Consider the following 11,672-nt stretch of genomic DNA (forward strand, 5'->3'; position numbering starts at 1 on the left):
ATGCATCGGATCCACATGGGCGTGGATGCAGATTCTGTAACTCTGCTCCTGCATGCGATGAGAACTTCACTCTCTGACGGATGGGGAGGCTCCATGGCTGCAACGGAATGTTCAGACATTTTGTTTGGTACTCCAACTCCGCTCACATCCATCACGAACCTTGCTACTTTGAGCAGGGATAAAGTCAATATTGTCCTCCATGGTCATAATCCCCTGCTCTCTCAGATGATAGTCAACGTCGCCGAAGATCCTGACCTCAAACGAATGGCTGAGGAAAAGGGAGCAAAGGGGATCAATCTTGTTGGCATGTGCTGTACCGGAAATGAACTTCTCATGAGAAGTGGCATCCCACTTGCCGGTTCATTCTTTGACCAGGAACTTGCCATTGCAACCGGGGCAGTTGAGGCAATGGTTGTTGATTATCAATGTATTTATCACTCAATTCCACTGACTGCCAGTTGTTTCCATACCAAAGTTATCACAACCAGTACCAAGGGGAAGATCTCTGGAACGATTTACAAAGAGTTCAAGCCAGAAAATGCCCGTGATACCGCTCATGAGATAATTAAACTGGCTATTGATAATTATCCGAACAGAAATCCGGACCGGGTCAGAATTCCTGAACGGCCCATGAAAGTCATGGCAGGATTCTCTGAAGAAACTATCAGAAAAGCTCTTGGAGGAACCTACAAACCACTCATCGATGCCATCGTTGCCGGAACGATCAATGGATGTGTCGGTATTGTCGGATGTAATAACCCCCGAATTAAGCAGGACTATGGTCACATAACCCTTGCAAAGGAGCTTATCAAACGCAATATCCTCGTGGTCGAGACCGGATGCTCTGCCATCGCCTGCGGGAAAGCGGGTTTATTAGTTCCCGAAGCGGCCGATCTTGCAGGAGAAGGGCTGGCATCAGTCTGCAGACTGCTTGGTATTCCTCCGGTCCTGCATATGGGATCCTGTGTTGATTGTTCGAGAATTCTCGTATTAGCGGCAAATATTGCAAAAGAACTCGGGGTGGGAATCGGTGATCTTCCAATCGGTGGAGCAGCTCCGGAATGGTACTCCCAGAAGGCCATCTCCATCGGTACCTACTTTGTATCATCCGGTGTCTACACGGTTCTTGGTATCCCGCCGAAGATCTTTGGCAGCAGTAATGTTTTGAATCTGCTCGCCGACGGAGTAAAGGGAATTACGAATTCTGCATTTGCGGTAGAACCGGATCCCGTAAAGACCGCTGACCTCCTGGAAGCAGAGATCAACCGGAAGAGAAAGGCACTGAACATCTAACCTTCCTTTTGGAGAGCATAATGGATGAAAAGACGCTTGATGGAATTATTGAAAAATATCCCTATCCTGCCGGCAGAACGTTAGGAATTTTACGGGAGATTCAACTCCAGGAACGGCATATCCCCATGGATACCCTGAAACTGGTATCAGTAAAATTAGAGGTTCCTCTCTCAGAACTCTTCGCTCTTGTTACCTTCTACTCATTTTTCAGTCTGAAACCGGTTGGAGAGCACCTGATCACCGTCTGTATGGGAACCCCCTGCCATGTCAAAGGAGCAGAAAAGATCTTAGAGACTCTGCAAGGACATCTTGGGTTATCAGGAGATACACAGGACGGCAAGTATCTTCAGACAACACCAGATAACCTATTCACGGTTGAGATTGCCCGATGTTTTGGTGCATGCAGCATGGCTCCGGTGCTCCATGTAGACGGGGATCTGCATGGGTATGTAACTCCAGAGAGAATCCCGGATATATTAGAGATCTATGGGTGGAAGCGATGAGGATTCAGACATCCGAAGATCTGGACTCCATTCGGAAAAGAGGGCTGCAAAAGATCCAGCCGGGGAGGCCGAGGATCGGCGTCGGGACATCATCATGCGGGATAGCAGTCGGAGGTATAGCCCTGTATAACCGGATGCATAAGATAATTCAGATGAAAAACCTCGATATCTCTCTTGTTAAGACCGGATGTATCGGGTTTTGCAAAGAGGAACCGATTGTATCGGTGAACATCCCGGGAAAAGCCCTGGTTCTTCTTCGAAAGGTCCAAGAGGACGATGCAGAGAGGATAATTTCTCTGGCACTTGAGGGTGATGTTCCGTCTGATCTGGTGCTCTGTAAAATATCCGACTGGGACCATATCACCGGAAACCTCGTCTATGGGAATGGGTTTGATACCATTCCAGAATATGGAGAAATCCCATTTTTCGCCCATCAGAAAAAAGTAATCCTTCGGGATAGCGGCCTGATTAATCCTGAAGACATTGACGAGTATATAGGCATTGGGGGATATTCTGCGGCGTATCAGGCACTCACCAGCATGGAACCTGATACTATCATTGATGAGGTGAAGAAATCAGGACTTCGGGGGCGGGGAGGTGCCGGATTTCCAGCCGGTCTGAAATGGGAGATCACGAAAAAAGCACCAGGCGAAGAGAAATACATTGTATGTAATGCCGATGAAGGAGATCCGGGTGCGTACATGAACCGGAATGAGATGGAGAGTGATCCCCATATGCTCCTTGAGGGGATGCTCATCGGGGCATTTGCCATGGGAGTTCATGAAGGACTGATTTATATCCGGGCTGAGTATCCCCTCGCTATCGAACGTCTCATGCTGGCACTAGACCAGGCACGAACATATGGACTGCTGGGCAAAAACATCTTCAATACAGGATTTGATTGTGATATCCGTATAGCGACAGGAGCAGGTGCCTTTGTCTGTGGAGAATCAACCGCTCTTGCAGCATCCATCGAAGGGAAAACCGGCCGGCCACGACTCCGCCCTCCACGACTTACCGAGAAAGGAGTCTTTGGAAAGCCGACGGATCTGAATAATGTTGAGACCTGGTGTAATGTCCCGGTAATCATCGCAAAAGGAGCGTTATGGTATTCATCAATCGGTGCAAAAGGAAATACCGGAACTAAGGTCTTTTCACTGGTCGGAAAGGTTGATAATATCGGTATGGTTGAGGTCCCCCTGGGAACATCCCTTCATTCGATCATCTATGATATCGGAAATGGCGGAGCACAGGGAAAAGAGGTGAAGGCAGTCCAGACCGGAGGTCCATCAGGAGGGTGCATCCCGGTCAGACTCTTTGATACACCGGTTGATTTTGAAAGCCTGAATCAGGTCGGAACAATGATGGGATCAGGTGGACTGGTAGTGATGGACGAGGATACCAACATGGTAGACATTGCCCGGTACTTTATCAATTTCGCTTCAGGTGAGTCATGCGGAAAATGTGTCCCCTGCAGGGAAGGTCTCAAACACATGCTCCTTATCCTGAATAGAATTATCGCCGGAAAAGGCACTCGTGAGGACCTCGATCTGCTCAGAGAACTGGCTGACACGGTTCAGAAGACATCACTCTGTGGCCTTGGACAGACTGCACCAAATCCAGTTCTGACCACGATGCAATATTTTAAAGAGGAGTATGATGCCCTCATCTCATCGGAGGCCTGATATGTCACTCTTCGGATCCATGAACCGGATGGTCACCATCACTATCAATAAAAACCAATACCTGGCCGAAGAAGGAGAGATATTCCTTCTCACAGCCATGAGGCTGAATATTGACATCCCTCACCTCTGCTACGAAAAGGCCCTGGAACCATATGGGGCCTGCCGTCTCTGCATGGTGGATCTAGTAACCTGTGGAAAGACGACGATGACCCCCGCATGTACCATCAAAGTTCACAATGGCCTTGAAATCCTGACCGACACGCCCCAGATCATCAAACACCGAAACCTGCTCTTTGAACTCTACCTTGCAGAAGCACCAAAATCAGAGGTAATCAGGGAGATGGCTGCGAAATACGGGGTCAAAAAGACGCGGTTTCTCAAGAAGATTGTTCATGAAGACCCGCTCTTAGGAAAATGTATTCTCTGCGGTTTATGTGTGAGGGTGTGTACTGAGATCATGGGCACCTGTGCCATCAATTTCATCAATCGGGGTCCCTACACGGTTATCAATACACCATTTTTTGAACAGAATCCGGACTGTGCAGGGTGTGCTGCGTGTGCACAGGTATGTCCGACGAAAGCGATAGTATTTGAAGATCGTGATGCAGAACGGGTCATGCAATCATGGTCCGGAACAACGGTTCCTCTTGCAACCTGCTCATCATGCAAGAAGTCATTTGCTCCGGAGAAACTGATGCACAAGGTTCTGGACAAACTCGACCCCGCAATTATAGAAGAAATAAAATCCCTGTGCCCTGAATGCAGGCGCCAGCACATCACCAGAAAGGTGATCAGGAAAGTCCCAAAGTCATGATGCCCTGGACAGAAAACCATTAGAGGAGTAAAAAGAAGAATGAACAATCATGGATTTCGGGTAGTCATTACCGGAAAGGGGGGCGTTGGAAAGACCACAATAACCTCAATCCTCTCTCATCTTTTTGCAGGAAGAGGATATTCAGTATTAGCGGTAGATGAAGATCCGCAGATGAACCTTCCTTATGCTATCGGGGTCTCTCCAGATGATGCTGAATCAATTGTCCCGCTCTCAAAAAACCTGGATTATATTGAGGAGAAGACCGGAGCCAGACCTGATTCCGGATATGGTCTTATGCTCTCCCTTAACCCGGATGTATCAGATGTGGTTGGGCGGTTTGGGATGAAAGGCCCGAACGGTGTCAGCATCCTCGTTATGGGAACCGTGGTAAAAGCTGCTACCGGGTGTCTTTGTCCGGAGAATACCCTGCTTGACGCAGTCATGAGACATATCAACCTTCGGGAGGGGGAGATAATTCTCATGGACACCCAGGCAGGGGTTGAACATTTTGGCCGGGCACTTGCAAAAGGCTTTAATCAGGCGGTTCTGGTTGCAGATCCGACATTTAACGCAGTTCAGGTTGTGAAACATGCCGCAGAACTTGCCAGGGAGCTTGAGATACCCGATATTCACCTGGTCATCAACCGGGTCAGATCGCCTGGAGATATATCACGGGTCGACAGATTACTTGCCGATTATGAAGGGTATTTCTCCGGGAAATTTTACATTCCGTATGATGAGATGATGCTTCTCTATGATCCTGATGTACGACCAATGCTTGAGGAACAGTCAGAATTTGTCGATGGTGTCAGGGAACTTCAGATGTCTCTTGAGATGCATGGGCTTATGAGAGCGTGAAAACGACCGACGAGTGAGTTTATATTTGTATTTTTTTCTTTTGATAAGATGCCAAATTTCATATCGGATAATACACCTTATATCATGTCACATGTCAGCACTCTCACCTTCTGAAGATATTCGATCAGTTACTTCCTGAAACGTCATACCCGGGAGATCCTGGATCATATTCATACAACTGGTCGGCCGGTTTTCCTTACCGTCAATGGCCGGGCGGATTCTGTATTGCTAGATGTAAAAGAGTATGAAAAATTAATTCATGCCGGAAATATTGCCAGATTACTAGCAACTGCAGAACAGGATGTAGAGCAAGGAAAAACCAGGTCGTTTCATACATTTATCCAAGAGTTCAAGCGTGATAACGCCATTTGAGATAGAAATTGCGGAATCGGCAGAGGAGGATCTTGAGAGTATCTGGAGATACATAGGACAATCAGATCTAAAAACAGCACAAACCTTCGTCCTGTCCCTTGAAAAACAGATCCTGACATGGGAACAGTTCCCATACCGGTGCCCGGAAATTCCGGAAAATGATATATTAGGGATACAATACCGCCATTTATTGCATGGCTCTTACCGGATAAATTTCAAAATAAAAGATATGAGAGTGATAATTTTGAGGATTATTCATGGAGGACAAATATTTGAATGACATGAGACTGTTCCTTGCTCATAATGCAAATTAATCAATAAGCAGGAGAGCCATCAGTTCAGGATGACCAACAACAGGAAAACGGATAGGCATTCCTGCTGTTTCTGCTGTCTTTTTCATATTCAGTAGTCAACAATTAGACATATTTCGTAATTTTTTCTAAAGAAATTTCCTATTAAAGATAAGGCCGCATCAATCACTATGATTGAATATAAATTAACATTTCATTTTTCCTCAATCATTATCCGAGCTTATATGGTTTCACTAGGTGGATAAGTAGTAATATCAGGAAATAACTGATAAAAATCGGACAGCTTTGGCTATTAAGGCCTTTTTAAAAAAGATAGCGAATATCGCTGAATTAGGTTATTTCTTCGTCAAAATTTACGTAATGCTGAATTGAAACCATTTTTCTAATTTTATTCCATATTCGTTCAACAAAGGCTTCAAAGCGAAACCAATCTTTAGATATTATTGTCGGCCCACGTTGTTTCTTTCGAAAATTCTCCATTAGAGCTACAACCCAGATATTTTTAAGCAAAAATGAAACTACAGCGAAAAAATACCTAATTACTGGGTTTCGTGTTGAGGTTTTTGGCCTGACAATATTTCTCATCCGATAAGATGCTTCAATAGCAAATCTGGATTTGTATTCACATTGAATTCGTAATAAGCTCCAATCAATACCAAAGTACACAAACCCGAGATTTTTCGTTTCAATTTTACCTTCCTTATTTGTTCTACGGGATGAATATCGCATTATTCTGATCTCTTGAGCATTTTGTTCATTTTCATTTAAGGTATAAGAAAAATCCCGTATCTGTTTATTAGATAACAGTTCTTTCAATTTTTTTCCAGATGCTTTTACAGGCATAATATGAGGAATTCCTTCATTCTGAAGGTATTGAAATATTTCAGCAGAATAAAATCCACGATCTAGTAAAAGGACTCGGATGTTGTACCCTTTTTCTTTAATTATTCCGATAAATTGTTTAATTGTTGTAATTTTGTTTTCAGTTTTGCGAACAGGGAAAACAGCCAATGTTACTCTTTTATTGCGAACTACGACATATAAAGAGATATAAGAATAAAAATAATTTGTAGACTTTTTTTGTTTCCCGCCAATAATGAAGTCAATATTTTCATCAACGATTTCTCCATAATATGGATCATTTGTCTCATCAATGGCAAATGAATAATATCTACATTTATGCAGTATTTGGTCTGAAAATGCCGCAAATATTAGTTGATTATTCAATAAAATATCATCATATTCAATAGTGTCAGCACAAGTACGATATGTCGTGCTCGATGGAATTTTCAAATCTGGAATTTTGCAAAAAGAGTCTGCGGATTTACGATTTAAAGCCATTCCCAGCGTAGCAGTAATTATGTCATCAGATGTAAAAGTGCCACATGGCGTGATAGTGACATGTTCCTTAATAATTTCTACAGCCATTTTTATTGTTTTACCCTCTTTACCCATAAATGGAGAATAATTAGACTTTTTTTGGAATTTAGAGCCCATATCGGCCGGAGGAGGATTTTTAATAGTATATATACTTTCTCCAAGCGAGTTAAGTATATTTTCAACGCAAAAAAATTAAGGTTTTTTTTTGAATTTAACAAAAGATAGGTCAATTAGTAAAGATGGAAGAAAAATTTAAACTTTTTTTTGGAAGAGAACTCATATGAATTGTTACAGTTTGGATGTCAATTGTTGACTACTGATATTTATACCGACTGCATGTTCAGTCATACGTGCCTGTGTCGGATGAAGACAGAGCCCTTTCTCAATATTACATGTCTCACATAATCTGCAGGATCCGTTCATGAACGCCAGAGCAAAGGTATACCCTGCATTAAATGCCAGCCGTTCCAGTTCCAGCATCATTGGGGAGAAGTTCTGTGTGCCATGAAAATGATAGGTCCAGAAATCCTGTGCCTTTCTTTTTTTATCTTCCGGAGCTTTTGGGTCAAGCCAGTATCGGTAAATTGAACAGATGATATCGGGTTCTGCAATTGCTGGTGAGAGATATTTTACTAAAAGTGCATACTGGTATTCACTGAGTATCTTTCGAAACTGTTCTGGAGTAGGAACATAGGGCGGACAGGTGAGTTTTTTTCCATACGATATACAGCCACTCTTACACTTCAGGACTACACGGTCTTCCACACAAATATGTGATGCAGGGATGATTTTAGCATCAGCTGCACCCATTTCCAAGGCTTTTTCGACAAGGAAGGAAAAATTTTCTTCGCTATTCATATTTGAACCAGACATACAATTCCAGTAAGAGTTTGGGCTCATGGTATGAGAATTCTTCTCAACTCTCCTGTGTAATGACAGCAGATTCATTGAACACAAATGATTATCCATCTCCACGATTTACATTCAGTCATGAGATGGTCCTTTAAGATTGTGATTTTGTCACTCATTTTCCTTGCAATCAATATCTTTCCAGTATTGAGCGATTCTCAGGAAGCCTGGTATATCGATCAAGTTTTTTCAAATATGACTGATGAGGAGCGGGTTGGACAGATCTTCATGCCATCAATTTCTCCGTTATCCGGAAACGGGACACAGGAGATGACACCAGAACTTCAGTCAATGCTCAAAAAAATTCATCCCGGCGGGGTTATCCTGTTTGCACGGGATCTCTCATCAGTAGAACAGGTGGTGAGACTTATCGATGCCCTGCAAAATGAATCACCAACCCTTGAACAAGGAGACAAAATCCCACTATTTATTTCGATAGATCAGGAAGGAGGATATCTTACCAGGCTTCCCTTTGGCCCCAGGATGCCGGGAAACATGGCCCTTGGTGCCAGTAGATCAGCAGTAACCACCAGGCGTGTAGCGAAGACAATAGGAGATGAAATCTCTTCACTCGGTATCAATATGAACTTCGCTCCGGTCCTTGATGTGGAAACAAATCAGAATAACCCGGTGATCGGGATCCGGTCTTTTGGATCTGATCCAAATCTGGTTACAGAGCTTGGAGACGCCTATATTGCCGGAATGCATGATGCAGGAATTATCTGCAGCGGGAAACATTTCCCCGGCCATGGGGATGTGGACATCGACAGCCATCTCGGACTTCCGCTTGAAAACCATTCTAAAGCCAGGATGAATGAGATTGAACTGGTTCCATTCAAATCAGCGATTGCATCAGGAGTGGATACCATCATGACCGCTCATATCATCTTCCCGGCATATGATAATTCTACAAACCTCCTTGATGATGGAACCGAGGTTGCGACACCTGCAACACTTTCAAAATCTATCCTGACCGGGCTGCTACGGGAAGAACTCTCCTTTGATGGCCTCATTATCACAGATGCCATGATGATGAAAGCAATTGTTGATAATTTCAAGACCGGGGATGCAGCGGTGAGAGCAGTCAGGGCCGGAGCAGATATAATCCTCTATCCTGACCCGGTTGATGAGGCATATGAAGCCGTTCTTACAGCATACCAAACTGATCAGGAAATGAGGGCCAGAGTCGATGAATCGGTGAGACGAATCCTTGCCATGAAAGAAAAATATGGGATAATCGATCCTCTCGTATCGGAAAAGAATCCGATCTCTGATATGGCATCACGAATTGCCCATGCACAGGAGATCTGCCTTGGAGAAGAAGCCTATGCGGTAGAACGGGAAGCATCAGAACAAACGGTCACCCTTCTTTCAGACCGGAGCAATCGTATTCCTTTTTCATGCTCTGAAATGAAAAGCATTGCGATATTCACCCCGACAATGCTCTTTACCAATGAAACATCTCTGGCGGTTGAAGAGAAATGTAACGGGCAAGGCTACTCTCCGGAAATATTTGCTTATACCTATCAAAATGAAACGGAGTTATCTGAGGAACAGCAACAGTCGGTGATGAATGCTTCCCTGGTAATCCTTGGAACAAGTTCATCTAATGCAACACAGCGGACTAATGAATACTACATCCCACAGTTTTCACGGGATCTGTTGGATTTTGCCAATGATTATGAGATCCCGGTGGCAGGTTTTGCGTTAAACCAGCCATATGATATCATATTCATGCAGGATGTTCCCATATATGTTGCGACATATGCCGGAAGGACTGGAGGACAAAATATCCACTCTGCAATTCGTGCACTGTTTGGGGAAATTCCGATTACTGGAACCCTTCCGGTGAATATTGAGGATGAGAATGGAACCGTAATATTTCCCATGAATTCCGGGATCATCCGGTAATGCCATCTCTGATTCCATTTTATGCAATCCGAGTTCAGGCCCATTAGTTCATTTTTTCAACTCAAAAAGATGTAAAATTGTATTGTTACAAATAAATCACTATAAATAGTTCTATACAAAATATGTATTATCCTGTTATTACAGGGAGTGCGAAAAAATGATTCGAAAAATAATTTTTTTAATATGTGGGATGCTCCTCCTGACCTGTTTTACACCATGTGCCATGGCTGAATTAACCGGAGAACGGGTATCACAGGCCCTCTCCGATAAAGGTGTAACAGTCCCGGTTGTATGTGATCAGCCGTATGCCTTATGTGATACTGCATATTGTGTACCTGCCCAGGATGATCCGTCAAAAGTTCTCTGTTCCTGTTATATGGTAGACGGACCCTCATTAGGCGGAAATAACTGTTCAGTTCTGGCCCCTATTGGGATGTACGTTGATGAATACGGAGACTGGATGATCAAGGCAGGGTACCCGGTGGGTCAGATAACGTCTACATATTCATTTTACCATGCAGCCCCGACTGAAGGGAACGAGATTGATCCAGATAACACCTCAACAGATTATTCAGGAGATATTTATCTGAAACAATGTATGAATGGAGACTGGGCTGACTGCTGGAACAAGCCATGTTCGGTTCTTCCCCAGGACATTCATGCTGACATCAATACAGACAGGCCGGCATCAGAATATGCAGTATGTGACTGTGGTCTTGTTGTGAACTCATCTGAATGGTTCATTGGAGTATATGGAACTGACCAATGTGCAGATGAGACGTTATGTAAGGATTACATCATCTCCGGGGCGAATGTAAAGAGTATGGATCCGGGTATTGCAATATTAAAGAAATATTTACAGGAAAATCCGGATCCCTATCAGCAGTACACGATGGGATATTGTGAAGGGTGTGCCGGGTGTGAAGATGATGTGGTCGACGAAACAATTGATGAAACGTCTCAAGAATTGATCAATGAGACAACTGATGAACCAGTACCCGCTTAATCCATTTTTCTTCCCTACATTAAAAAATTCCTTTTTTTATAAAAAATTTCAGAACAAGCAAGTTTCATTCTTCATTTGTAAGGACTAATCCCTCTTCTTCCAACCATTCCAGAGCTCTGTTTCGTGACCGGGCATCTTTCCATGTGTACCACTCTTTTTCCAGATCAGGATAAACCTGGATGAAATCTTTGAATCTTCGGAAGGGTTTCGACTCCCTGATGACCTGATTCGCGAGTTCCTGAACTTCCAGGTCCTTGATATTTTCAATAAAGACTTCCATATCTGCATACCCGTCCCGTGAACCCATCCGGATTGGAAACAGGACATATCTTCCGGTTTCGTCGTCATCAATCTCATCAAAAACCTCCTGAATCTCGTCAGAAGACATCATATACTCAGATAAACGGATAATTTCCTCCTCCTGTAGATCAAGGATGTATCTGGTGTATAAGGTACAATTATCCAAGGCTTCTGCTATCTCATCGAGTGAAAGATGAACGACTCGCTTTTTTACATCAATATTTTTGACCATCGAATTCCCCATTATACCTGCATAAGATATCAGCAATAACAAGATCTGAATATCCAAGATTTTAAACTACAGAAGCATTCCATCTTTTCATGATACTT

General features: G+C 43.6%; 12 protein-coding genes. 9 read left to right on the top strand and 3 right to left on the bottom strand.

From position 1 onward, the window contains the following. From cooS to LDL35_RS15360, 7 genes are all read left to right on the top strand, one after another. Positions 1–1,293: anaerobic carbon-monoxide dehydrogenase catalytic subunit (gene cooS / locus LDL35_RS10390; RefSeq protein WP_304022269.1), on the top strand; the 1,293-nt coding region annotated here is incomplete at its 5' end. Positions 1,294–1,313: 20 nt separating this feature from the next. Continuing rightward, positions 1,314–1,796 carry an NAD(P)H-dependent oxidoreductase subunit E gene (locus tag LDL35_RS10395; protein ID WP_304022270.1) on the top strand — a complete coding sequence of 161 codons (483 nt, stop codon included), beginning with the start codon at positions 1,314–1,316 and terminating at the stop codon, positions 1,794–1,796. Beyond that, positions 1,793–3,481 carry a NuoF family protein gene (locus tag LDL35_RS10400; protein ID WP_304022271.1) on the top strand — a complete coding sequence of 563 codons (1,689 nt, stop codon included), beginning with the start codon at positions 1,793–1,795 and terminating at the stop codon, positions 3,479–3,481. The genes LDL35_RS10395 and LDL35_RS10400 overlap by 4 nt, the downstream gene beginning before the upstream one ends. A 1-nt stretch (position 3,482) precedes the next feature. Then, positions 3,483–4,295, top strand: a complete 813-nt coding sequence (locus tag LDL35_RS10405; RefSeq protein ID WP_304022272.1) for a 2Fe-2S iron-sulfur cluster-binding protein — start codon at positions 3,483–3,485, stop codon at positions 4,293–4,295. Between the two features lie 39 nt (positions 4,296–4,334). Continuing rightward, on the top strand, positions 4,335–5,153 hold the full coding sequence (locus tag LDL35_RS10410; RefSeq protein ID WP_304022273.1) for an AAA family ATPase: 819 nt from the start codon (positions 4,335–4,337) through the stop codon (positions 5,151–5,153). A gap of 168 nt (positions 5,154–5,321) precedes the next feature. Beyond that, positions 5,322–5,525 (top strand): type II toxin-antitoxin system Phd/YefM family antitoxin, encoded by a 204-nt coding sequence (locus LDL35_RS15355; RefSeq protein WP_369694919.1) that lies wholly within the window; start codon positions 5,322–5,324, stop codon positions 5,523–5,525. After that, a complete protein-coding gene (locus tag LDL35_RS15360; protein WP_369694918.1) occupies positions 5,509–5,805 on the top strand; it encodes a type II toxin-antitoxin system RelE/ParE family toxin in 297 nt (98 codons plus the stop codon). Before LDL35_RS15355 ends, LDL35_RS15360 begins: the two co-directional genes overlap by 17 nt. 361 nt (positions 5,806–6,166) lie before the next feature. Here the strand turns inward: LDL35_RS15360 and LDL35_RS10415 are convergent, their stop codons facing one another. Continuing rightward, positions 6,167–7,333 carry a transposase gene (locus LDL35_RS10415; RefSeq protein WP_304022274.1) on the bottom strand — a complete coding sequence of 389 codons (1,167 nt, stop codon included), beginning with the start codon at positions 7,331–7,333 and terminating at the stop codon, positions 6,167–6,169. Between the two features lie 171 nt (positions 7,334–7,504). Then, the gene (locus LDL35_RS10420) at positions 7,505–8,074 is read right to left on the bottom strand and encodes a DUF2284 domain-containing protein (RefSeq protein WP_304022275.1); all 570 of its coding nucleotides are present in this window, start codon (positions 8,072–8,074) and stop codon (positions 7,505–7,507) included. A 246-nt stretch (positions 8,075–8,320) separates the two neighbouring features. Here LDL35_RS10420 and LDL35_RS10425 point away from each other — a divergent pair, with 246 nt between their 5' ends. Together LDL35_RS10425 and LDL35_RS10430 are read left to right on the top strand one after the other, a co-directional pair. Further along, on the top strand, positions 8,321–10,036 hold the full coding sequence (locus LDL35_RS10425; protein ID WP_304022276.1) for a glycoside hydrolase family 3 protein: 1,716 nt from the start codon (positions 8,321–8,323) through the stop codon (positions 10,034–10,036). A gap of 157 nt (positions 10,037–10,193) precedes the next feature. Continuing rightward, complete coding sequence (locus LDL35_RS10430) at positions 10,194–11,042, top strand: hypothetical protein (RefSeq protein WP_304022277.1); 849 nt, start codon at positions 10,194–10,196, stop codon at positions 11,040–11,042. Positions 11,043–11,106: 64 nt separating this feature from the next. On the opposite strand, the gene LDL35_RS10435 is transcribed toward LDL35_RS10430, so the two are convergent. Further along, positions 11,107–11,586 (bottom strand): UPF0158 family protein, encoded by a 480-nt coding sequence (locus tag LDL35_RS10435; RefSeq protein WP_304022278.1) that lies wholly within the window; start codon positions 11,584–11,586, stop codon positions 11,107–11,109. Positions 11,587–11,672: the final 86 nt, after the last annotated feature.

It is taken from the genome of Methanospirillum hungatei (assembly GCF_020216685.1).
In the GTDB taxonomy this organism is placed as follows: domain Archaea; phylum Halobacteriota; class Methanomicrobia; order Methanomicrobiales; family Methanospirillaceae; genus Methanospirillum; species Methanospirillum hungatei_B.